This is a genomic window from Nonomuraea sp. NPDC005650 (assembly GCF_040605375.1).
Classification (GTDB): domain Bacteria; phylum Actinomycetota; class Actinomycetes; order Streptosporangiales; family Streptosporangiaceae; genus Nonomuraea.
This window is the reverse complement of record NZ_JBEXCR010000047.1, coordinates 1-22,618: the sequence shown is the minus strand read 5'-3', so window position 1 is coordinate 22,618 and position 22,618 is coordinate 1. Positions and strand designations below refer to the sequence as shown.

Sequence of the window (22,618 nt, the reverse complement as noted above, 5' to 3'; positions counted from 1 at the left end):
AGCTCGCGGCCGAGCGGCCCGGCCGGCTCGCGCTGGCGGGCGATGCGCCCGGCGATCGCGTGCGGTGGCTCGCCCCAGGCGGACCACGCAGCCTGGGGCGGTGCCGCCATCAGTCCGAGGGCGGCTGGGGCCGGGGCGGAGCCCAGAAGCGCTCGTAGTTGCCGACGGTCGACAACGAGCGCGGCTCGGCCCGGTCGAGGTACAGGACGCCGTTCAGGTGGTCGGTCTCGTGCTGGGCGATCCGCGCCGGCCAGCCGGACAGCTCCACGTCGTACGCGCGCCCGCCGCCGTCGAGAGCCGCCAGCCGGACCCGCGCGTGGCGCGGGACGACGGCGGTCAGCCCCTCGATGCTCAGGCACCCCTCGTAGAAGGCGTGGTATCGGGACCCGAGGGGGGTGACGACGGGGTTGACGAGTTCGAGCGGCGGCTGGGGCGCGCGCTCCCGCTCCGCGGCGATCTCCGGCGGCACGTCGGCGGGGTCCTCGATGACGGCCAGTGCCAGCGGGATGCCGACCTGCGGGGCGGCCAGCCCCACCCCGACGCCCGGCAGGTGCTTGAACATCTCGTCGAGCAGCTCGCGCAGCAGGCTGTCGGGGAGCTGGCCGTCGTACGGCTCGGCCGTGCGGCGCAGCACGGGGTCGCCGGCCTGGGTGACGGACCAGGGCCGAGGCGCCGCCAGCAGGGCGTGCACGCGCTCGACCAGCTGCTCGTCGCCGCTCACCGCGCGCGTCCCGCCGCGTCCGGGCGCGGGCCGTACTGGTACTTCATGCGTAAGGTGTCCTTTCGGTGGTAGCCGAGCAGGCTATTGAAGCCCGGCGCGGACGGAGGTGATGCGCTGGGTGTTGAAGCCGAGCCAGTGCATCCGGCCAACGTAGCGCGCGTGCTCGACCTTGAGACAGCGGTCCATGATCACGGTCACGCCGCCGTCCTCGGCGATGCGGGCGCCCTCCTCGTTGATCACGCCGAACTGGCACCAGAGGGCGCCGGCCTTGATCGCCACGGCCTCCCGCGCGATCGCGGGCAGCGCGTCCGGCGCGCGGAAGACGTTCACGAGGTCCACCGGTACGGGCACGTCGAGCAGGCTCGGGTAGCTGGTCTCGCCGAGGATCTCCGGCTCGCGGGGGTTCACGGGGATCACCTGGTAGCCGTGCCGCTTGAGGTAGTAGCCGACGAAGTAGCTGGCCCGCAGCTCGTTGTTCGACAGGCCCACGATCGCGATCGTCCTGGTGGTGTGGAGCACGCGCTGGATGGTCAGCGCGTCCTGGTATCGGCCGAGATCGGTCATGCCGTGCTCACCTTCTTTCCCGCTGTCGTGGCGGCGCGGGCGAAACCCTGCTCCAGATCCCAGATCAGGTCCTCGACGGACTCGGTGCCGACCGAAAGCCGCACCGTCCCCGGCCCGACGCCGGCCGCGCGCAGCTCGTCGTCGCCCAGTTGGCGGTGCGTCGTGCTGGCCGGGTGGATGACCAGGCTCTTGGCGTCGCCGACGTTCGCCAGGTGCGACCAGAGCGTCAGGCCGCCGATGAAGCCCTGACCGCCGGTTCGGCCGCCGGCGCAGTCGAAGGAGAACACCGCGCCGGCGCCGCGCGGAAGATACTTCTCCACCAGCGGCCGGTACCTGCTGTCCGGCAGGCCGGGGTAGGTCACGCCGGAGGCCAGTTCGTGCGACTGCAGGTAGGTCGCGACCGCCCGCGCGTTCTCGACGTGGCGGTCCATCCGCAGCGACAGCGTCTCCAGCCCCTGCAGGAACAGGAAGGCGTTGAACGGTGAGAGCGCCGCGCCGAGGTCGCGCAGGGTCTCGGCCCGCAGTTTCATCAGGTAGCCGTAGGTGCCGAACGTCTCGTGGAAGCGCAGGCCGTGGTAGGCCGGCGACGGATCCGCGACCACCGGGAAGCGCCCGTTGGACCAGTCGAACGTGCCGGCCTCGACGACGACGCCGCCGATGCTCGTGCCGTGGCCGCCGATGAACTTGGTCGCCGAGTGGATCACGATGTCGGCGCCCCACTCGATCGGCCGGCACAGGTACGGCGTCGCGAAGGTGTTGTCCACGATCAGCGGCAGTCCGTGCTCGTGGGCGACGGCCGCCACGGTCTCGATGTCCAGCACGTTCCCGGCGGGGTTGCCGATCGTCTCGCCGAAGAACGCCTTCGTGTTCGCCCGCACGGCCTGGCGCCACGCGTCCGGGTCGTCGGGATCGACCCAGGTCAGCTCCACGCTCATCTTGCGCAGCAGGTGCTTGAGCTGGTTCACCGTCCCGCCGTACAGCGCCGAGGACGAGACGACGTGGTCGCCGGGCTCCAGCAGCGTGAAGAGCGCGGCCGCCTGCGCGGCGATCCCGCTGGCGAAGGCCACCGCGCCGCTGCCGCCTTCGAGGTTGGCCACGCGCTCCTCGAACACCGCCACGGTGGGGTTCATGATGCGCGAGTAGGTGTTCCCGTACTCCTGCAGGTTGAAGTACGCCGCCGCGGATTCCGGATCTTCGAAGACGTAGCTGGTCGTCTGGAAGATCGGCACCGCGCGGGCACCCGTGTTCGGGTCCGGCCGTTGCCCGGCGTGCAGCTGCCGGGTCTCGAATCCGAACTCGCGGGCTTCTTCGGCACGGGGGAGCTCGTCGGTCACAAGGGCCTCTTCCTCGCCGTCACCCGGCCGCGCCCCGGGACAGGAACCGGCGGATGATGGGCGTCTGTCGCGCTTCTTCGAGCAGGAAGCAGTCATGGCCGTACGGCGCCTCGATCACCTCGAACTCGACGGGCTTGCCGAGGGCGCGCAGCGCCTGCTCGATCTCCGCCGACGCCGTCGGCGGGTACAGCCAGTCGGAGCTGAAGGCGAGCAGCAGCGTCCGCGCCGCGACGCCTTCGAGCGCCCGCGCGAGAGATCCGCCGCCGTGCTGCCGCGCGAGATCGAAATACGTCAGCGCGCGCGAGGTGTAGAGGTAGGTGTTGGCGTCGAAGCGCTTGACGAACGAGTCGGCCTGGTGGCGCAGGTAGCTCTCCACCTCGAACTCCGGCTCGGTGATCGTGTAGCGGACGTCGTCGGCGAACTGCAGCCGCCGGCCGAACTTCTCGTCGAGCGCCGGCGCGGACAGGTAGGTGATGTGGCCGACCATCCGCGCCACGCCCATGCCGGCGTCGGGCGCGCGGCCCGTGCCGTAGTAGCGGCCGCCCTGCCAGGCCGGGTCGCGCAGGATCGAGTCACGCGCGATCGCGTTCCAGGCCACCCCCTGCGGGTGGAGGGCGTGCGTGCTGGCGATCACCACGACGGCGTCGACCTGGCCGGGAAACAGGACCGCCCATTCGAGCGCCTGCATGCCGCCGAGCGAGCCCCCGGCCACCACCGCGAGCCGCTCGATGCCCAGGGCGTCCAGGAACGCGCGCTGGGTCCGTACCATGTCCGCGACCGTGATCACGGGGAAGTCCGGTCCGTACGGTTGGCCCGTCGCCGGGTCGACGGACGACGGCCCCGTCGTCCCCCGGCAGCCGCCGAGCAGATTCGTCGCGACGACGAAGAAACGGTCGGTGTCGAACGCCTTGCCGGGGCCGATCATCCCGTCCCACCAGCCGAGCGCCTTGCCGCTCGCGCCGTCGCGGTCCTCGGCGCCGAACCCGTCGCGTGTGCTCGCCCCGGACGGCGTCTTCGCCAGGCCCGCCGCATGGGCGTCGCCGCTGAGCGCGTGACACACCAGGATGACGTTGTCGCGCCGGGGGGAGAGGGCGCCGTAGGTCTCGTACGCCACGCGGACCGGATGCAGCTCCCGGCCGCAGTCGAGCCGTACCGGATGCGGCAGGTCGAGGTACTGCGTCTCCACGGCACCGACCGTGCCGGCCGCGAGCGTCGGGGCTGGCTGCGACATGGGGACTATGGTAACCGCCACGGTCGGTATATGGTTCAAATACCTACCGGGAATATGGGAAGTGGCCGAAGGGGCGGGACATGACGACGGTCGCCAACGGAGTGAACGTGCAGGCGCTGCTGGACGCGCGCGAGGTGCTGAAGGGCGCGCCCGAGGCCGCGCAGTTCGTCTGGCGGGCATCTTCCAGATGGCAGAACGGCGTCCACAGCACCACGACGGTCAAGGAGTTCTTCGGTCTCGGGCAGGAGCAGAGTCACCGGACCGAGGCGGTGTTCGACGCCGACCACCCGGAGGTCTTCGCGGCGGAGGACAACGGCATCACCCCGATCGAGTATCTCCTCGTCGGTCTGGCGAGCTGCCTGACGGCCGGCGTGGCCTCCGTCGCGCAGAACCGCGGCATCCAGCTGCGCTCGGTCGAGGCGACGCTCGAAGGCACGCATGACATCCGCGGGATCCTCGGCGTCGACGGCGACGTCCGTAACGGCTTCAACGACATCAAGGTGACGTTCGACATCGACGCGGACGCCTCGAAGCAGGACATCGAGGCCCTGGTGGCGCAGTCCCAGAAGCGTTCGGCCGTGTTCGACGCCCTCACGAACCCGACGAACGTCACCGTCGAAGTCGCCTGAGGGGCCGGGCATCGAGCGCGTCACAACCGTCGTCATCGGAGCGGGGCACGCGGGCCTCGCGGCGAGCCACTTCCTCGGCGAACGGTCGATCGATCACCTCGTGATCGAGCGCGGCGAGGTGGCGAACTCATGGCGGCGCGAACGGTGGGACTCCTTCCGGCTGCTCACCCCGAACTGGCAGAGCCGCCTTCCGGGCCTTCGCTACGAGGGCCCGGATCCCGACGGCTATATGACCATGGGAGAGGTGACGGAGCTCATCGAGCGCTTCGCCGCGCTCTCGCGGGCTCCCGTCCGTACCGGCACGAATGTCACGTCCGTACGGCGCACCGACGACGGGTATCACGTGACGACCAGCGACGGCGAGATCCGCTGCCGGACGGTGGTCATCGCGAGCGGCGCCTGCAACCGGCCGACGGTGCCGCCGTTCAGCGACGCGGTGCCGTCGGGCGTCGAGCAGCTGACGCCGTTCGACTACCGCGAACCCGGCCGGCTCCCCGAAGGGGGCGTGCTCGTCGTGGGAGCGTCGGCGACCGGCGTGCAGCTGGCGGCCGAGCTGCGGCGGTCGGGCCGGCCGGTGACCCTCTCGGTGGGGGAGCACGTGCGGCTGCCCCGCACCTATCGCGGACGCGACGTGCTGTGGTGGATGGACGCCTCAGGCGTGTGGGACCAGCGCTACGACGAGGTCGACGATCTCGCGCGGGCCCGGCGGCTGCCCTCGCCGCAGCTCGTCGGGACGCCCGAGCGCACGACACTCGATCTCAACGCGCTCACCTCGATGGGCGTCGAACTGGTCGGTCGCTGGGCGGCCGTACGCGACGGCCGCGCGCTGTTCTCCGGCGGGCTGCGCAACGTGTTCTCCCTCGCGGATCTCAAGATGGAGCGCCTGCTGGGCACGTTCGACGAGTGGGCCGGGACGCACGGCCGCGACGCCGAGGCCGGCCCTCCCGAGCGTTTCGCGCCGACCCGGGTGCCCGAGTCGGCGCGGTGGCAACTCGACCTGCGTGGCGGCGAGATCCGCGCGATCGTGTGGGCGACGGGTTTCCGGCCTGACTACGGCTGGCTCGACGTGCCCGTGGTCGACGAGAAGGGCCGGCTGCGCCACGACGGCGGCGTGGTCGGCAGCCCGGGGCTGTACGCGCTGGGGCTGCCCGTGCTGCGGCGGCGCAGGTCCACGTTCATCCACGGCATCGAGGCCGACGCGCGCGAGGTGATCGACCACCTCGCCCGGCACCTGGCCGTCCGCCGGTGACCCCCGGCCACGCGCCACGACTCAGGACGACGGGCCGAGCACGAGTGTGGGGGGGACGTAATGCTCTCCCGGGGTGCGTTCCTCGGCGAGAACGTTCGCGGCGGCGAGTTGTCCCATGGTGCTGAGCTCAAGGTCAATTGTCGTCAGCCGCCGCACCCCCTGATCGATGATGATTCCCTCCCAGTTGTCGACTCCGACAACCGCCAGGTCCTGAGGCACGCGTATCCCCTTGGCCTCACAGACATTGAGCACGCCGCGGGCGATATGGTCATTTCCGCAGAACACCGCGTCGACCTTCGCGCCGGAATCGAGCAATTCCCGCATCGCCCTTTCTCCCGACCCTTCGGCCCAGGAGCCATAAAGAGTCGGCGCGGCGGGGCGAAGCCCGGCCTCCGCCAGCGCGGTGAGCATGCCGCGCTCGCGCAGGCGCACGGCGATGCTCGCCGGATCGCCGGTGAGGTGGGCGATACGCGTGCGCCCGCGTTCGATCAAATGGCGGGTGGCGAGAGCTCCAGCGCCTTCGTTGTCGGGCAGGTAGACGACGTCTTCCGGGTGGTCGGAGGCCGCGAAGGCATACGTCACCGGCACGGTGAAATGGTGCGTGATCGACGGTGACCGGCGCTCGTGCCCGTCGCCGATGACGAGAAGTCCGTCAATTTTACGGGCCTGGAACTGGCGAATGCTTTCGGTTATCTCGCGATGGACGAGAATGTCTTCGTCGAAAACCAGGGAGGCTTGCTGGAGCCTTCCGAGTTGCAGGACCGCGCCGATGACCACCGGCCCGGAAAACGTACTCGCCGCGCGGTGGGTGAGCACGCCGATCGTACGGCTGCGGCCCAGCGCGAAGGAACGCGCGAGCGCATTCGGCCTGAAGTCGAGGCGCTCGGCGACGGCGAGCACCCGCGCACGCGTCGCCTCGGAAATCCGGTCCGTTCCGTTGAGCACTTTCGAGGCGGTCGAGAGTGAAACCCCTGCAATCGCAGCCACATCACTCAGCCGAACACTGCCCTTGCGATTGGACGGCACTGGGCGATTGTACCGGGCGCGCGAATGACCCGCTCCGGCCGAGATCGCGTGCGCATCAGCGTGCTCAGCCGTCCCTCCGGCCCAGGTGACGAGCCGCGCCCCGGGCTCGGAGACGGCGACGCACCGATGCGTCGTCCGGAAAGTGAGCCTTGACAGCGACCTTGGCCGCCGCCCACACTTCGCCTAATGCGAAACCGGTTTCGCAACGCCACTGATAACGCCACTGATGCCGTCACCCAGCGAGGAGAGCGAGCATGTCCCCTGGCCCCGTCCCCGCACGCCGATCGACAGGAAGTCCATTACGCAGCCGGATGCGCCGAAGGGTCGTCTCCGGGCTCGTCGCGATCGCCGTGGCCGTGACGGCGCTGGTCGCACCGACGTCACCCGCCCAGGCCGCACCGGGTGACGTCGTACTGGGAGACTTCGAGAACGGCGTCACCCCCTGGTTCACGGCGAGCGGCGGCGGCACGAGCGTGTCGCTGACCGTGACCTCGGACGCGCCCGCGAGCGGCAGCGGCGCCGCCCGGCTCGCGGTGAACGCGCCCAGCGGGACCGCGGAGCTGGTGCGCGGCGTCCCCTCGATCGATGTCCGCTCGCTGAGCTTCGCCCTGCGCAGCACCCAGCTGAAGGGCGTCGTCGTCCGGATGACCGACAGCACCGGGCAGGCGCACCAGCAGACTCTCCCGCTCATCCCCGGATCGGGGTGGCAGAACGTCACCGTGAGTAACTTCGCCCCGGCCGGCGCGGCGGAGTACATCCACTGGGGCGGCGCGAACGACGGCGTCTGGCACGGCCCGCTCAAGAACCTGTCGCTCCTGGTCGACGCGTTCCGCCTCGTCAACGGCCCGGCCGCGACGATCGACGTCGACGACGTGACCGTGCAGGGCCCGGCGCCCGACCTCGCGATCGTTCCGGCGACGACCGGTAACGCGTTCACCGCCGGGGACGAGGTGTCGTTCGGCGTCCACACCGCGGCGAAGTCCTTGGAGTGGACCGTACGCGACGTCGACGGCGCCGTGGTGGCCTCCGGCGCGCGGGACACCTCGGAGCTGGGGGGCGCGCTGAAGCTCGGCAAGCTGCCCACCGGCTGGTACTCGGTCGATCTCGTGGCCGTGCAGCCGGACGGCCGCCGCGTCGCGGGCGGCACCGACGTGTCGGTGCTCCCCGCCTCCGACGCGCGCGAGGAACGCATCGGCGTCGCGACGCACTACGGGCAGGCGTGGTCCATCGACACGATCCCGCTCATCGCGGACGCGGGAGTCGGCTTCGCCCGAGATGAGGCCTATTGGGCCCAGGCGGAGAAGGTCAAGGGCACGATCGACTTCCCCGCGAAGGTGGACGCCTACACCGCCGCGCTGTCGAAGAGCGGCCTCAAGTTCTTCGACATCCTCGCGTACGGCAACAGCCTCTACCACGAAGGCGAGGCGCCGGCCACGCAGGCCGGGCGTGACGCGTTCGCGAACTACGCCGACGTCTCGGTCGCCACGTTCGGGACGGACGACACCTTCTACGAGGTGTGGAACGAGTGGAACCTGCGCGACCGGACCGGGCCCGCCGGCGCGACCGCGGAGAACTACGCGGCGCTGCTGGCCACGACCGCCAAGCGCGTCCGCGCGGCCCATCCCGGCGTGAAGCTCGCCGGCCCGGCGCTGGCCCCGATGGATGACTGGTCGGGCTGGGTGGACGACTTCATCGCCGCCGGCGGCCTCGACGACCTCGACGCGTTCACCACGCACCCCTACGACTTCGGCGCGGAGCCGGAGGCGTTCATGAACCACGTCGGCGTGATCCGGGCGAAACTCGACGCCGCCGGGCACCGCGACATGCCGATCTGGCTCAGCGAGCACGGATGGCACACCTCCGACACGCCGCTCGGAGCCGACGAGAAGGCGCAGGCCCGCAACCTCTCACGTGCGCAGCTGCTGGCCCTCGGCAAGGGGATCGGCCGCTACACCGTCTACGACTTCAAGGACGACGGCACCGACCCGAAGAACCCCGAGCACCGCTTCGGGATGATCCGGAACGAGAACGACCCCCGCGGCGCGTACACCCCGAAGCCGGCGTTCGTCGCGCAGGGCATCCTGACCCGCCAGACCGGCGACCGCGAGGTCCGGCAGGTGCTGTCCCTCGGCAGCGGCCGGTACGGCGTGGAGTTCGGCGCCCGCGCCGGCGAGCCCGCCGCGACCCGCATGCAGGCCCTGTGGGCGCTGAAGCCGGAGACCTGGAGCATCGGGGCGACGGGCGAGGTCACGGTGACCGACCTCTACGGCGCCCAGGCGACGCTGCGGCCGGACGCCGACGGCCGGGTCCACGTCGCCGTCGGCAAGGACCCGGTGTACGTCACCGGAGAACTGGCGGAGGTACGCGCGCAGTCGCCGTACTCGCTCACGGTCGACAAGGCCGTCGAGGGCCTCGCGCCCGCGGCGAAGTGGACGGTCACCGCAGGGAACCGGGCGCTGGACGTGTCCCTGCGCACCGACGCCGGCACGACGCCGGCGCAGGTGCCGGCGGGCGAGACCCGGTCCGTGGCCGTCCCGCTGCCGGCGGCGGGCGTGGGCACGCGTACCTGGACCGCCGGGGTCCGCGAGGGCGATCGCACGGTCGGGCTTCTCACGGCGACCGCCGAGGTGGCGCCCCGGCTCGGGCTCACCGGCACGCACGCGCTCAACGCCGCCGGCGCCGGCCTGTTGCGGCTCACCCTCGTGAACCACGGCGCGGAACCGGTCAAACTGGACGGGATCGACTGGACCGTGGGCTCGTCGAGCGGTCGAGCCCTGCCCGGCACGAGCGTCGCCGGCGACGGCAGCGTCTCCGTCGACGTACCTCTGACCGAGCTCGGCGCCTGGTCCGCCACGGCCGTCGGCGACGCGACCGCCACCGCGCGCGGGACCCTCGTCGACGCGGACCCGGTCGATGTGCCGTTCCGCCCCGTGCAGGTGGACGGCAAGGTCGACGCGGCCGTGTCCGTCCTTCCCGCCCAGACGCTCGGCGCGGCCGAGCAGGTCATCACCGGCTGGGCGGGTGACGAGGACCTCAGCGGCCGCCTCTGGCTCACCCACGACACCGGACGCCTGTACCTGACCGCCGTGATCACCGACAACGTGCACGCCCAGCCCGCGCGGGCCACGAACATCTGGCAGGGCGACAGCGTGCAACTCGGCGTGACGCCAGGATGGCCCGGCGAAGGCGGCGCACCGGTCAGCGAGATCGGCACGGCCCTGACCGGCGCCGGTCCGGTGGATCTCGCGCGCTGGTTGCCGGTGAACGCCACGACCGAGGGACTCGCGTCGGCGGTCACGCGTGACGAAGCCGCGAAGACGACCACGTACGAGCTGTCCGTCCCGTTCGGCGTGATCGGAGTGAACCCCGCCGACCGGATCGTCTCGGCGACCGTCGCCGTCAACGAGAACGACGGCGCCGTCCGGCGCGGATGGAGCACGTGGGGCAAGGGCGTGGCGGAGTCGAAGGACCCTGCGAAGTTCCGGCCGCTGCGCCTGCTGGCAGCCACCCCGGGCAAGGTCAGGGTGACGGCCACGGCGCTGTCATCCTGTCCGTCCTCGCCGCCGCGCCTCACCGTCATGGCGATGAACCTGGAAAAGGAGACGCTCGACCTCCGCTTCGTCACGCCGCTCGGCGAAAGGGCGAATATGCGAGTCGCTCCGGGCCGCGCGGTGCTGCACACCTTCTCCGGTTCGGGCAAAAAACTCGACGGCGGAACCGCGGTGATTTCCGCGTCGTATCTGGACGGCGGCGGAAACTTCGTCTACCAGGACCGCGAGCTGGACTACAAGGCGGTCACGTGCCGCAGGTGAACACCCTGACCGAACAGGCGCTGCACCGCCGACCGGGTTCCACGGTGAATTCGGAGTAACACGACAATTGACACCCTCTGCGATCTTGTGGTCTTCTACGAAAGCGGTTTCGCACATGGATCTGCTCGGCGCTCTTAGGACTGCTCTTGACTGAATCCGCCAAGCCCGCGCGCGTGCTGGTCACCGGTGCCGACGGCACCATCGGCCGGCCCGTTGTGCAGGCGCTGCTGACCGCGGGCATGTCTGTGACGGCACTCTCGGCCGCATGGTCGGCGCCGTCGCCGGCCGACCGGGTGTTCACCGGTGACGCCGCGGACGAGACCCTCGTACGGCGGGCGCTCGAAGACGTGGACGCCGTCGTGCACCTGGCCGCGATACCGCACCCCGGCCTGGGCACGGCGCGCGAGGTCTTCGTGGGCAACACCTCGGCCACCTTCACCGTGCTGGACGCCGCCGGCGAGCTCGGCGTCCGCCGCGCGGTCATCGCGAGCTCGATCAACGCGTTCGGCGTGCCCCTCAACCGGCACGATCTCACCCCCGCCTACTACCCGCTCGACGAATTGTCGCCGGTCGCGCACGACGATGCCTACTCCCTGTCCAAGTGGGTCGACGAGCAGACCGGGGCCTGGGCGTACAGCCGCTGGGGCATCACGGTCATCGCGCTGCGATTCCCTCTCGTGCGAGACCTTCCCGAGCTGCGGGCGAGCGCCGCGCGCCTCAGCCGCAACCCGGTCGAGCAGGCACGTCTAGCCCGGGAAGGATGGGCGTATCTGGCGATGGCGGACGCGGTGGACGCGGTGCTGCGCGGGCTGACGCGGCCGGTCTCCGGGATGCACACCTTGCTGCTGGCCGCCGAGGACACCATCGTGGGGGAGCCGACCGACCTCCTGCTCGACCGCTTCGCGCCGGCGAGCGAACGCCGCCGGGACTTCCCCGGCCGCACCGCCCCGATCGACACCTCCGCCGCCCGCCGCGTCCTCGGCTGGACTCCCCGGCACCGGCTCGGCGACCCGGGCGGCCCGATCAACGCGACCTACCTGGAGACGCCGGCATGAGCGACAACACCACCGCGTTCGCACAGCCGTGGGAGGCGCCCGACGATGTGCGCATCACGGGCGTCCGGGCGATCGCCACCGCCCCCGAAGGCATCCCGCTGCTCGTGGTGAAGGTGACCACCAGCGACGACGGCCTTTACGGGCTCGGCTGTGCCACGTACACGCAGCGGTGGCGTGCGGTGGCCTCGTACGTCGAGGATCATCTCGCCAGGCTCGTCATCGGGCGCTATCCGGGTGACATCGAAGACCTGGTGCGTCTGGCCCGCTTCTCCGGCTACTGGCGGGAAGGGCCGGTCGGCAACAACGCGATCTCCGGGCTCGACCAGGCATTGTGGGACATCGCCGGCAAGCGAGCCGGCAGACCCGTTCACGAGCTGCTGGGCGGCAAGGTGCGCGCCGCCGCCGACACGTACCTGCACGCGGGCGGGGCGTCGATCGCGGAGACCCTCGACCAGGCCGAACGCCTCCGCGAGGCCGGGCTGCGGCATATCCGGCTCCAGGTCGGCCAGTCGGGCCGCGGCACCTACGGCGCTCCTCCGACGGCTGAGATCTCCGACGGGACCGCGCCGTACCCGGGCGGCTGGCGCCTGCCGGAGTACCTGCAGCGGACGCCGGAGCTGTTCGCCGCCGCCCGTGAGCGCTTCGGCGACGACATCGAGCTGCTCCACGACGTACACTCCCGCCTGACCCCGAAGCAGGCGATCGTGCTCGCCCGCGCGCTGGAGCCGTACCGGCTCTTCTTCCTTGAGGACGTCGTCGCCCCCGAGCACTGGGACCGCCTGCCGGAGGTGCGCGCCGCCTCGCCCGTGCCGATCGCGGTCGGTGAGCTGACGACGTCGGTGGCGGATGCCGCGCGCCTGGTCCTGGGCGGCGGCGTGGACTTCATCCGCTCACATGTGTCGGACATCGGCGGGCTGACCGCCGCGCGCAAGATCGCGGCGGCGGCCGAGCTCGTGGGCGTCCGCACGGCCTGGCACGGTCCCGGCGACACCTCGCCGGTCGGCGCCGCCGCCAACGTCGCGCTCGACGTGACGAGTCCGGCGTTCGGCATCCAGGAAGGGCACCTGTACGGCGAGGCTGTGCACGAGGTGTTCCCGGGAACGTTGCGCATCGAGAGCGGCTGGCTCCGCCCGAACGAACGTCCGGGCTGGGGGATCGATCTCGACGAATCCGCCGCCGCCCGCCACCCCGCGGGGCTGTCGGGGCATGATGCCTGGGCTGCCCGCGTCCGAGGACTGGACGGAGGGCTCATCGCCCCCTGACCGCTGCCTTACGACAACACCAGCACCGAAGTACTGAGGAGATCCATGCCCCCCACCAGTGTCCGAACGTTGGCTGCCGCCCTCAGTGCCAGTGCTGCAGCGCTCGCTCTCACGTCGGGCTGTGCCGCCGAGAGCCCGTCGCAGCCCGGCTCCGTGTCCATCACCGTCGCCGGCCAGCCCACCCAGGAGAACCCCGATCTGCTCAAGGCGTTCCAACGTAAGATCTCCGACTTCACCCAGGCCAACCCCGGCATCAAGGTCACCGGGGACGAATCCACATTCGACGTGAACACCTTCCAGGCGCTGGTCGCCGGAGGAAAGCTCCCCACGGTGTTCTACGTGCCGTTCACCGAGATGCAGGGGATCATCGCCCGGCAACAGTCCGCCGACCTCACCGGCTACGTGGGCGCCGACTCCGCGGTGAAGCGGATCAACCCATCGATCCTGAAGGTCGCCACCGGCCCGGACAGCCGGGTCTTCGGCGTTCCCATCAACGCTTACAGCATGGGGCTGCTGTACAACCGCGCCCTGTTCACCAAGGCCGGTCTCGACCCCGACGCGCCGCCGAAGACCTGGGACGAGGTGCGGGCCGCCGCGAAGACCATCCACGCCAAGACCGGCGTGCAGGGCTTCGGCGCCATGACCAAGGACAACACCGGCGGCTGGGCGCTCACGACCATGAGCTACTCCTACGGCAGCAAGATCCAGTCGGATGACGGTAAGCAGGCCAACCTCAACAACGCCGCCACCCGCGGCGCGCTCGAGCTCTACCGCTCACTGCGCTGGGACGACGACACCTTCGGGTCCAACTTCCTCGTCGGGTACAAGGACATCACGAATGCCCTGGCCGGCGGCAAGGTCGGCATGATCGTGCAGGGCGCGGACACCTACACCCCGGTCGTCCAGTCCCTCGGGATGAAGCCGGACGACTTCGGCCTCGCCCCGCTGCCGCAGGCGCCCGGCGGTCTCGGCACTCTGGGCGGCGGGAACGTGGCCATCGTCAACCCGCGGGCCTCGGCGGAGGAGATCAAGGCCGCGCTCAAGTGGATCGACTTCGCGGAGTTCAACAAGTACAACAACGAGCAGGCCGCGGTCACGGGCGCCAAGGCCGCCGCCGCCGACAAGCTGCCGGTGGGCGCCCCGGTGCTCCCGCTCTTCGACCAGGCCACCACCGACCGGTATCTGACGTGGGTGAAGGATTACGTCAACGTGCCGCGCGAGCACTTCACGGCCTACTTCGACTCGGCCAAGACCCTGCCGCTCGTGCCCGAACCCGCGGCGAAGGCGCAGGAGACCTACGGAATCCTCGACACCGTCGTGCAGGCGGTGCTGACGCGACGGGACGCCGACATCCCCGCCCTGCTCGATGACGCTCAGAAGAAGGTCCAGGCCGCAATTGACGCGGGCTGAACCGTCGCTTCCCGTCGCGCCGGTCACCTTCTCCGGCGCGACGGGGCCGACAACGGAGAAAGGCGCTTCCGAAACGATGACGGACGCAATCATCACCCCTGAGCCAGGGCGTTCGCGCCGGGTCGCGCGCTGGGTCCGCCGCGGCGGGATCTCGACATTGATCTTCTTCATTCCGCTTCTCGTGTCATTCGGGCTGTTCTCGTGGTGGCCGATCCTGCGCTCCCTGCTGCTCAGCCTGCAGCGGACGAACTTCCTCACCTCCGAGTGGGTCGGGCTCGACAACTTCGCCCGCGTCCTGCAGGACCCTCTCCTGCTGACCGCGGTTTCGAACACGCTGTGGTTCTCGGTGCTGGCCTTCTTCATCGGGTTCCCGGTCCCGGTGCTCCTGGCGGTGTTCATCGCCGAGTTGCGGCGCGCGCGGAAGATCGCATCCGTCCTCGTCTACCTGCCGGTGATCTTCCCTCCGGTCGTCGCCGTGCTGCTGTGGAAGGCGTTCTTCGACCCCAGCCCGCAGGGGGTGTTCAACTCCGTTCTGGGCTGGTTCGGCCTGGGCCCCATCGCCTGGTTGAACGACGGCGACCTGGCCATGCCGTCGATCGTGCTGCAGGCGACGTGGGCGTCGTTCGGCACCGCGACGATCATCTATCTGGCGACGCTGATGAGCATCCAGACCGAGTTGTACGACGCGGCCGAGGCCGACGGAGCAGGGGTGATGCGCCGGTTCTGGCACATCACGCTTCCCCAGATGCGCACGGTCCTGCTCGTGATGCTGCTGCTCCAGGTGATCGGGACGTTCCAGGTCTTCACCGAGCCGTACATCATGACGAACGGCGGCCCGGAGAACCGGACCGTCACGGTTCTGCTGCTCATCTACCGTTACGCATTCATCTCGGGCGACTACGGCCGGGCCACCGCCCTGAGCATCCTGCTCGCGCTCGTCCTCTCGGCCCTATCCGCCGTGTATCTCTCGGCGACCAGACGCTGGAGCACGTCATGACCACCGGAACCATCAAGGGGGCCGCCCGGCGGGCCGACGCCGAGCCGTCCGAGCGCGGCATCCTCTCCTTCCTCGACCGCCGCAGGCCCTCCGTCCGCGCCGCGACCGGGGTGATCGGCGCGCTCGTCCTCGCCGGCCTGGTGATCCTCTGCGCGGGCCCGCTCTTCTGGCTCTTCAAAGCCGCCACGTCGACCACCGCCGAGACGCTGTCGGCGCCGTTCTCCTTCTGGCCCAGCGGCATCCACTGGGACTCGTTCGTCCAGGTGTGGACGCGTGTCGACTTCGGCCGGTACTTCTGGAACACGCTCGCGCTCATGGCCGGGTCGCTGTTCCTGGGGCTGCTGGTCGCGACGACCGGCGGCTACGGGCTGGCCGTTCTCAAGCCGAAATACGCCAAGGCCGTGTTCGCGGCGCTCCTGGCCACCCTGTTCATTCCCGGCGTGATCTCCCTTGTCGCGCTCTACCTGACCGTCATCGACCTCCCGGTCGTTCACGTCAGCCTGCTGGGCTCGATGTGGGCGGTATGGCTGCCGTCCTCGGCCAACGCCGTCAACGTGCTGCTCATGCAGCGATTCTTCGCCAACATTCCCAGTGAGCTCTTCAACGCGGCCCGCATCGACGGAGCAGGACCCTTCAGGATGTTCTTCTCCATCGTCCTGCCGATGTCGCGCCCGATCATCGGCGTCGTCAGCCTCCTCACGCTCGTGGCCTCCTACAAAGAGTTCCTCTGGCCGCTGCTGGTCCTGCCGAACCCGCAGGACCAGCCGATCTCGGTCGCGCTGCCGAGGCTGCAGAGCACCATCGACTTCTCGCAGTTCATGGCCGCGCTCTTCATCTCGGTCATCATCCCCGTCGGTCTCTTTCTCATCCTCCAGCGCCAGTTCCTGCAGGCGGCGGGCAACGCCGGCGCGCTCAAGGGCTGAGCTCACGCCGACGCCTCGTTCGCACCGGAAGGACACCGATGCCCCATTTCGACCTGCCCATCGACCAGCTCCGCACGTTCCGGCCAGAGGTCCGGGTCCCCGCCGACTTCGACGCCTTCTGGCGGCAGACGCTCGCCGACGCCAGGAAGGCGGGCGGAGAGGCCCGCTTCACCCCGGCCGAGACGCCGCTCGTCGGGTGCGACGTCCTCGACGTGCGTTTCCCCGGATTCGCCGGCGACCCGATCGCCGGCTGGCTGCTCCTGCCGCCCGGAGCCGGGCCCCACCCCGCCGTCGTGCAGTTCCTGGGTTACGGGGCAGGCCGCGGGCTGCCGCACGAGTACCTTCCGTGGGTCGCCGCCGGATACGCGTGCTTCGTGATGGACTCGCGCGGCCAGGGCTCCACGTGGGGAGTCGGCGGGGACACTCCGGACCCGCACGGGTCCGGACCCGCCGCGAACGGTGTCATGACCCGCGGCATCGAGGACCCCGGGACGTACTACTACCGGCGGCTGTTCACGGACGCCGTCCGCGCGGTCGACGCGGTGCGCCGGCACCCGTCCGTCGACGCCGCCCGCGTGGCGGTGTCCGGCGGCAGCCAGGGCGGCGGCATCGCGCTCGCCGCCGCGGGCCTGTCGGAGGATCTCATGGCCGTCTTCGTCGACGTGCCGTTCCTGTGCCATTTCGAGCGCGCCGTCGGGTTGACCGACCGCGAGCCGTACGCGGAGATCGCGCGCTATCTCGCCGTGCACCGCGAGAGCGTCGAGCGGGTCTTCGACACGCTCTCCTATTTCGACGGCGTGAACCTGGCGGCTCTGGCGACCACTCCCGCCCTGTTCTCCGTCGCGCTCATGGACCAGACCTGCCCCCCATCGACGGTTTTCGCCGCGTTCAACGCTTACGGGGGCCCCAAGGAGATCACTGTGTACTCGTTCAACGGCCATGAAGGCGGGGCCGCCGGCCAATGGCCGCGGCAGGCCGCCCTCCTGACGAGAGCGGCACGGGTGTGAGCGCGCGCTTCGGGGTCAACTACCTGCCGCGGGAGAACTGGTGGTACGCCTGGGCGGAGGACGACGACACCTTCGCCGAAGACCTCCACCAGATCGCCTCGCTCGGGTTCGACCATGTCCGCGTGCAGTGCCTGTGGCCGCTCTTCCAGCCCAGCCCGTCGTGGGTGTCGCCGCGGGCGCTCCGCCGCCTCGTCCACCTGCTCGATCGCGCGGCGGAGAACAGGCTGGACGTCTGCGTGACCGTGCTGGACGGCTGGCTGAGCGGCTTCGACTTCCGGCCCACCTGGTTGCAGGACGTCGATCCGTTCACCGACGCCGGAGCCGTCGACGCCGCGGAGCTGCTCGTCGGCGCCGTCTCGCGGGCGGTCGAAGGCCACCCGGCGCTGTGGTGCGTCGACGTCGCGAACGAACCCAACGTACTCATGAGGCACCTCAAGGCAGGTGAAGGCGAGGCCTGGGCCGCGCGGATGCTCCGCGCCGCGCGTGCGGCCTGCGTGCCGGTCACCGTGGGGGTCGACCATGTGCCGTGGATGAGCGACGACGCTCCGATCGGCCGGGCGTTCCTGGCCGGCGCGTGCGATCTCATCCCGGTGCACGCGTGGCCGTACTTCACCGGCGCCCTGGCCAGGGTCGGGGAAGAGCGCGCCTGGGCCATTCCCGACTATCTCGCGCAGGTCGCCCGCGCGACTCCCGGCGCCGCGGGCAAGCCGGTGTGGATCCAGGAGGTGGGGGTCTCGCCGCTCTGGCTCGCGGACCTGGCGGTCGAGGACTTCGCCGAGCGGATGCTGCGGCGGGCCGCCGCGATCCCCGGACTCGGCGCCGTGACCTGGTGGGCGTCCCACGACATCAGCCGCCGCTTCGCCGGTTTCGACGAACTCGAGTACGGCCTGGGCCTCATAGACGCCGAAGGGCGGACGAAACCGATCGGGGCGCGGGTGTCCGAGGTGGTCGCGGAACTGCGTGAGCGGGCGCCTGCGGAGCCGGCGAGCGTTCTGCCGATCGTCCTGCCTGCCGGACGGGCACCTGACATCGCCTTCGCCGAAGACTGGTTCGCGCGCATGGGGCCGACCGCCGGACCCGCCATCGTCCATGAACTCGAAAGGAACGCGTCATGACCGAGCGTGCGCTTCATACCCACCTGCTGGTCGTCGGGGGAGGGCTCGGGGGCGTCGCCGCCGCCCTGACCGCGGCCCGCCTCGGTGTCCGGGTGGTGCTCGCCGAGCGGTCGGACTGGCTCGGCGGCCAGCTGACCACGCAGGCGGTCCCGCCCGACGAGCACCGGTGGATCGAGACCGAGCTCGGATCGGCCTCGTACAGGGAGCTCCGCGAGACCGTCCGCGCTCACTATCGCCGGCTCTATCCGCTTGCGCCGAACGCGGCCGGGGACCCGCGGCTGAATCCGGGCCGAGGCAACGTCTCCGCGCTGTGCCATGAACCGAGGGTGAGCGCTCTGGCGATCGAGGAGCTGCTGTCTGCGCACCTCGCCTCGGGAGCGATCACCGTGCTGCGCGAACACGACGTGGTGAACGTGGACCGTCGTGATCGGCAGATCGCGAGCGTACGGCTGCGCGGCCGGGATGGCGGCACCGTGGAGGTCACCGCCCGCCTCGTGGCCGACGCGACCGAAGAAGGCGATCTCCTTGAGCTGGCCGGCCTGCACTACACGTTCGGGGCGGAGCCACACGACGAGACCGGCGAGCTGCACGCGCCGCCGGAGCCGGATCCACGAGACCAGCAGGCGATCACCTGGTGTGTGGCGCTCGAATATCGCGAAGGCGAAAACCACACCATCGACCGGCCCGCCGGCTACGAACACTGGCGCGACACCGTCGACCCACGATGGCCCGGCCCGCAGCTGTCCTGGAAGGACATCGTGCCCGACACGGGGGAGGTGCGGTGGCGGCCGCTGTTCGCCCACTCGCCCGAGCACGCGGTCCACACGGCCGCCGACGACCTGTGGCACTACCGCCGGATCCTGTCGCGGCAGAACCTCGACCCGAGCTTTCCCGGTGGCGAGATCACGCTGGTGAACTGGCCGCAGATCGACTATTGGGAGCGCCCGCTGCTCGGCGTGAGCCCGCAGGAGCGCGAGCAGGCGCTGGCGGAGGCGCGATCCCTGACGCGCAGCTTCGTCCACTGGATGCAGACCGAGGCCCCTCGCCATGACGGCGGCACCGGCTATCCCGAGCTGCGTCCCAGGGGCGATGTCATGGGCACCTCGGACGGCCTGGCGAAGGAGGCGTACATTCGCGAATCACGCCGGATCCACCCCCTGTTCCGGGTGACCGAGGCGCACATCGGGGTCGAGATGCGGGGGCCCGGCGCGGGAAGCGCCCTTTTCGACGACAGCGTCGGCATCGGCCACTACCGCATCGATCTGCACCCCAGCACGGCTGGAAGAGGCTACGTCGACATCGACTGCTTCCCGTTCCAGATCCCGCTCGGAGCTCTCATCCCGGTGGACGTCGACAACCTCGTCGCCGCGAACAAGAACATCGGCACCACCCATATCGCCAACGGCGCGTACCGGTTGCATCCGGTCGAATGGTCGATCGGCGAGGCGGTCGGCGCGCTGGCGGCCCAGGTCGCCGAGACGGCGCAGACCCCGGCGCGACTGCGGGCCGACCCGGCGAGCCTGCGCCGCCTGCAGCGACGTTTGCGGGATGACCTCGGTGTCACCCTCGAGTGGCCCGACGACATCCGCACCGGTCGATCCTGACGGGAACGAGCCGACATCAGCCCGCTTCCTGGGGACTCCAGGCGATGATCTGGCCTCTCTCGATGATGCGGTTCCGCAGCTGCTCGAGATCGATGTCCTGAACGGCGACCTGATTCCGGATCGACAACGTCGCCGCGACGGCAGCCGATTCGGCGAGAACGCAGAAGACCGGTTCCATGCGGGTGGCCGCATACGCGATGTGCGTCGCCGACAGGCACACGGGCACGAGCAGATTTCCGCAGTCGCTCTTGTGCGGCGTGATGGCACGGTAGGGAACGGGATACGGCCGGCCCGTTCCCATGTGCCCACCGATGAACATGTCCCCCTCGGTCGCCACCCCGAGCCGCCGCGTCGCGGGATCGCGATGAGCGATGCGCCGAGCGGGATATACGTCCACGCCGAAGAGGGCGAGTCCGATGGCGTCGGAAGGATCGGTCTGGTTCAGCACATCCGAGTGCGTGAGGGTGTATCGGCCCTTGAGCCGCCGGGCCACCCGTACATAGAGCTGGTGCGGCCACCCGTCGGTCTCCGGGAAGACGCCGGCGTCCAAGCCGTACGCGGCCGTCTCCCGCCGGAACTCCTCGGGCACCTCCGGATGGGTCGAGAGGAAGTGATGCAGGCCGCGGAGATAGTCGATGTGGTGACGCCAGATCCGCGATCGGACGGTCCAGTCGCCGTCCTGGTAGTCGTGGCTCACGCCGACGGGCGCATTCGTGACAAGAGAGGTTCGCTGGTAGTTGTATTCACCTGAGTTGAGCCAGCCGGGAAATATGTCGCGGAGCCTGTCCAACTGGTCGCCGGTGGTCTCGCTCACGGACTTGATGTGCTCGACGTACCGGCGGACCAGCTCGAATTCGCCGGGCGAGTAGTCCTCCGGCGCGGTGATCTCAACCTTGTGCCGCGTGTCCGCCGTCAGATAGAAGCGGAAATTGTATGCCTGGGTGTAACCGTCCGCCGAGCCGATCGGCAATCCGTGATCCTCGTCGATGAGCGGGATGAGCCCGCTGGTGCTGTCGCCCGGTACGACATAGGGGTCGACCGGTGTCCAGTTCGTGACTTGACCGACGCCGGCCGGTGTCTCGCCGAACGCGTGGCGCGATTCGCGTCCGGTCCGATAAGGAACCCCGGCGAGAGCCATCAGGTCGCCTTCATAAGAGGCATCGACAAAAATCGACGCCGAGATGCCGCAGGGCTCTCCCGATTCGGCGGTCGCTGGGGGAACCCCCCATTTGTCCGGCGGCGCGGCCCCAACCTGGATGGCGTCGATGAGCTCGCCGTTTCGCGTCACGGAAAGGAGTCGGTGCTCGAAAACGACCGTGACGCCGGCATCGGCGACCCACTGGTGGAAGCCGCGCGCGATGTCCTGGGGATGGTCTCCGAAACGGAAGATCACCTCGTTCGTCAGACCGCCCACCGCCTCGGGAAGGGGGCGGTCCTGCAGCGGTTTGATTCCCGCGCTGAGCATTCCGCCCAGCCGGCGACCTGGCTCGACGAGTATTACGGACGCGCCCTCCTGATGTGCCGTGATGGCGGCGACACAGCCTGCGGGCGTTCCCCCGTACACACAGATATCGGCACTCAGTTCCATCTATTCCGTCCCGTCGAAGCGTCGATTCTTATCGTTACCGGTTGCGACAGCGTGCGGAATAACCGTTTTCGTCGAGGCCATGCACATTCTTTACGGGAGACCACAGGATGTCTGTAGCTTGTCCGAGTCTTGATGGCTACGTGCTGGCGCCCCGGCGCCCCAGGTTCAGCCTCGGTTCCGACAGGTACGAGGGCTGGTGCATGCTGCTGCCGAGAAACGGGGCGTTCTCCTACGAAGTCGAGGACGTGGCGGCGTCTGGACCTGTGGGTGCGGCGGGGCTTCGTGGCGAAGCGCGTTTCGGCGATGTGGTCATCAGCCCACCCGGGAGCACCCTACGGCGACAGATGCACGCGCCGACGTCGTTCTTCTTCGCGCGATTCCTGACCGTTCTGGAGCCGCCGATCGGCTGCAGCCGACTACGTGACATCGACCGGCTCTACGCCAACCTCTCACTTCTCGAATCCATGCAATCCGCTTCGCAAGAAGGTCGTCAGAGGATGGATGCCGAGATGGTCGCGGCCCATGTCGTCAACGACGTACTCATAGCCATACATTGGGAACGGATGCGCGAAGGCATGCGTGAGGATGCCTTGGTGCGTAAGGCCGTCGCCTTCATCCTGGACAACTTCACCTCGCCGGATTTTTCACTCGGTGACCTGGCGAGAACGCTGGGCGCCAGCCCTTCCCTGCTCTCGCGGCGCTTCCGCGACGTTCGAGGCGTTACCCCGGTCCAATACCTTCGCGGCGTCAGGTTGCGGAAAGCGCGGGAGTTGTTGACCGGGACCGACTGTACCCTGCAGAACATCGCCGAACAGTGCGGATATCGCAGCGCGTTCTATCTCAGCCGAGTCTTCAAGGCCGGCACCGGTCAGTCGCCTTCTGAATACCGCGCGGCACCGGCCGCTGCCATCCTGCGATCAGAGTGACCAGTCGCCCGCCCGTTGCTCCTTCAGCAGGGTGACCGGCGGCGGCAGGGGGCTGGTGGTGGCGGGTGCCAGACCTTCGAGCATGAGTGCCAGGTAGCGGCGCCAGCCGTCGGTGGCGGGGTCCATGGTCCACAGGGTGCTGGTCAGCATGGCCATGATGCGGGG

General features: G+C 69.8%; 18 protein-coding genes. 12 read left to right on the top strand and 6 right to left on the bottom strand.

The features are described from left to right. Window positions 1–109: 109 nt before the first annotated feature. From ABZS69_RS52945 to ABZS69_RS52930, 4 genes are all read right to left on the bottom strand, one after another. The gene (locus tag ABZS69_RS52945) at window positions 110–721 is read right to left on the bottom strand and encodes a peptide deformylase (protein WP_355388514.1); all 612 of its coding nucleotides are present in this window, start codon (window positions 719–721) and stop codon (window positions 110–112) included. A gap of 81 nt (window positions 722–802) precedes the next feature. Next, complete coding sequence (locus tag ABZS69_RS52940; protein ID WP_355388512.1) at window positions 803–1,285, bottom strand: CoA-binding protein; 483 nt, start codon at window positions 1,283–1,285, stop codon at window positions 803–805. Beyond that, window positions 1,282–2,619 carry an O-acetylhomoserine aminocarboxypropyltransferase/cysteine synthase family protein gene (locus ABZS69_RS52935; protein WP_355388510.1) on the bottom strand — a complete coding sequence of 446 codons (1,338 nt, stop codon included), beginning with the start codon at window positions 2,617–2,619 and terminating at the stop codon, window positions 1,282–1,284. Before ABZS69_RS52935 ends, ABZS69_RS52940 begins: the two co-directional genes overlap by 4 nt. A gap of 19 nt (window positions 2,620–2,638) precedes the next feature. Further along, complete coding sequence (locus ABZS69_RS52930; protein ID WP_355388508.1) at window positions 2,639–3,850, bottom strand: homoserine O-acetyltransferase; 1,212 nt, start codon at window positions 3,848–3,850, stop codon at window positions 2,639–2,641. Window positions 3,851–3,930: 80 nt separating this feature from the next. On the opposite strand from ABZS69_RS52930, the gene ABZS69_RS52925 reads away from it, so the two are divergent. Both ABZS69_RS52925 and ABZS69_RS52920 read left to right on the top strand, forming a co-directional pair. Next, window positions 3,931–4,479, top strand: coding sequence for an OsmC family protein (locus ABZS69_RS52925; protein ID WP_355388506.1), 549 nt, complete (start codon window positions 3,931–3,933; stop codon window positions 4,477–4,479). A 10-nt stretch (window positions 4,480–4,489) separates the two neighbouring features. Next, window positions 4,490–5,728: an NAD(P)-binding domain-containing protein gene (locus tag ABZS69_RS52920; protein WP_355388693.1), complete on the top strand. Its 1,239-nt coding sequence runs from the start codon at window positions 4,490–4,492 to the stop codon at window positions 5,726–5,728. Window positions 5,729–5,749: 21 nt separating this feature from the next. Here the strand turns inward: ABZS69_RS52920 and ABZS69_RS52915 are convergent, their stop codons facing one another. After that, complete coding sequence (locus ABZS69_RS52915; RefSeq protein ID WP_355388504.1) at window positions 5,750–6,754, bottom strand: LacI family DNA-binding transcriptional regulator; 1,005 nt, start codon at window positions 6,752–6,754, stop codon at window positions 5,750–5,752. Between the two features lie 311 nt (window positions 6,755–7,065). Here ABZS69_RS52915 and ABZS69_RS52910 point away from each other — a divergent pair, with 311 nt between their 5' ends. The 9 genes from ABZS69_RS52910 to ABZS69_RS52870 all read left to right on the top strand — a co-directional run bounded on the left by ABZS69_RS52910 (window position 7,066) and on the right by ABZS69_RS52870 (window position 19,939). Continuing rightward, complete coding sequence (locus ABZS69_RS52910) at window positions 7,066–10,566, top strand: sugar-binding protein (protein WP_355388502.1); 3,501 nt, start codon at window positions 7,066–7,068, stop codon at window positions 10,564–10,566. A 146-nt stretch (window positions 10,567–10,712) separates the two neighbouring features. Further along, entirely contained in the window at window positions 10,713–11,621 is a 909-nt protein-coding gene (locus ABZS69_RS52905) for an NAD(P)-dependent oxidoreductase (RefSeq protein ID WP_355388500.1), read from the top strand. Beyond that, window positions 11,618–12,883 (top strand): enolase C-terminal domain-like protein, encoded by a 1,266-nt coding sequence (locus ABZS69_RS52900; protein WP_355388498.1) that lies wholly within the window; start codon window positions 11,618–11,620, stop codon window positions 12,881–12,883. Before ABZS69_RS52905 ends, ABZS69_RS52900 begins: the two co-directional genes overlap by 4 nt. 153 nt (window positions 12,884–13,036) lie before the next feature. Continuing rightward, a complete protein-coding gene (locus ABZS69_RS52895) occupies window positions 13,037–14,293 on the top strand; it encodes an extracellular solute-binding protein (RefSeq protein WP_355388496.1) in 1,257 nt (418 codons plus the stop codon). Between the two features lie 181 nt (window positions 14,294–14,474). Further along, a complete protein-coding gene (locus tag ABZS69_RS52890; protein ID WP_355388494.1) occupies window positions 14,475–15,290 on the top strand; it encodes a sugar ABC transporter permease in 816 nt (271 codons plus the stop codon). Beyond that, on the top strand, window positions 15,287–16,213 hold the full coding sequence (locus ABZS69_RS52885; RefSeq protein ID WP_355388492.1) for a carbohydrate ABC transporter permease: 927 nt from the start codon (window positions 15,287–15,289) through the stop codon (window positions 16,211–16,213). The genes ABZS69_RS52890 and ABZS69_RS52885 overlap by 4 nt, the downstream gene beginning before the upstream one ends. 38 nt (window positions 16,214–16,251) lie before the next feature. Continuing rightward, on the top strand, window positions 16,252–17,220 hold the full coding sequence (locus ABZS69_RS52880) for an acetylxylan esterase (RefSeq protein WP_355388490.1): 969 nt from the start codon (window positions 16,252–16,254) through the stop codon (window positions 17,218–17,220). Then, window positions 17,217–18,335, top strand: a complete 1,119-nt coding sequence (locus ABZS69_RS52875) for a hypothetical protein (protein ID WP_355388488.1) — start codon at window positions 17,217–17,219, stop codon at window positions 18,333–18,335. Before ABZS69_RS52880 ends, ABZS69_RS52875 begins: the two co-directional genes overlap by 4 nt. Further along, the gene (locus ABZS69_RS52870; RefSeq protein ID WP_355388487.1) at window positions 18,332–19,939 is read left to right on the top strand and encodes an FAD-dependent oxidoreductase; all 1,608 of its coding nucleotides are present in this window, start codon (window positions 18,332–18,334) and stop codon (window positions 19,937–19,939) included. The genes ABZS69_RS52875 and ABZS69_RS52870 overlap by 4 nt, the downstream gene beginning before the upstream one ends. 16 nt (window positions 19,940–19,955) lie before the next feature. Here the strand turns inward: ABZS69_RS52870 and ABZS69_RS52865 are convergent, their stop codons facing one another. Further along, a complete protein-coding gene (locus tag ABZS69_RS52865; RefSeq protein WP_355388485.1) occupies window positions 19,956–21,527 on the bottom strand; it encodes an FAD-dependent oxidoreductase in 1,572 nt (523 codons plus the stop codon). 200 nt (window positions 21,528–21,727) lie between these two features. Here ABZS69_RS52865 and ABZS69_RS52860 point away from each other — a divergent pair, with 200 nt between their 5' ends. Continuing rightward, window positions 21,728–22,453: an AraC family transcriptional regulator gene (locus ABZS69_RS52860; RefSeq protein WP_355388483.1), complete on the top strand. Its 726-nt coding sequence runs from the start codon at window positions 21,728–21,730 to the stop codon at window positions 22,451–22,453. The last annotated feature ends 165 nt before the right edge of the window (window positions 22,454–22,618 follow it).

What these genes read in the sequence shown, in the direction of transcription:
- ABZS69_RS52860 (WP_355388483.1), top strand. Translation starts at nt 21,728, where the DNA reads ATGCTGCTGCCGAGAAACGGGGCGTTCTCCTACGAAGTCGAGGACGTG.
- ABZS69_RS52885 (WP_355388492.1), top strand. Translation starts at nt 15,287, where the DNA reads ATGACCACCGGAACCATCAAGGGGGCCGCCCGGCGGGCCGACGCCGAG.
- ABZS69_RS52870 (WP_355388487.1), top strand. Translation starts at nt 18,332, where the DNA reads ATGACCGAGCGTGCGCTTCATACCCACCTGCTGGTCGTCGGGGGAGGG.
- ABZS69_RS52865 (WP_355388485.1), bottom strand. Translation starts at nt 21,527, where the DNA reads ATGGAACTGAGTGCCGATATCTGTGTGTACGGGGGAACGCCCGCAGGC.
- ABZS69_RS52940 (WP_355388512.1), bottom strand. Translation starts at nt 1,285, where the DNA reads ATGACCGATCTCGGCCGATACCAGGACGCGCTGACCATCCAGCGCGTG.
- ABZS69_RS52930 (WP_355388508.1), bottom strand. Translation starts at nt 3,850, where the DNA reads ATGTCGCAGCCAGCCCCGACGCTCGCGGCCGGCACGGTCGGTGCCGTG.
- ABZS69_RS52910 (WP_355388502.1), top strand. Translation starts at nt 7,066, where the DNA reads ATGCGCCGAAGGGTCGTCTCCGGGCTCGTCGCGATCGCCGTGGCCGTG.
- ABZS69_RS52880 (WP_355388490.1), top strand. Translation starts at nt 16,252, where the DNA reads ATGCCCCATTTCGACCTGCCCATCGACCAGCTCCGCACGTTCCGGCCA.
- ABZS69_RS52900 (WP_355388498.1), top strand. Translation starts at nt 11,618, where the DNA reads ATGAGCGACAACACCACCGCGTTCGCACAGCCGTGGGAGGCGCCCGAC.
- ABZS69_RS52925 (WP_355388506.1), top strand. Translation starts at nt 3,931, where the DNA reads ATGACGACGGTCGCCAACGGAGTGAACGTGCAGGCGCTGCTGGACGCG.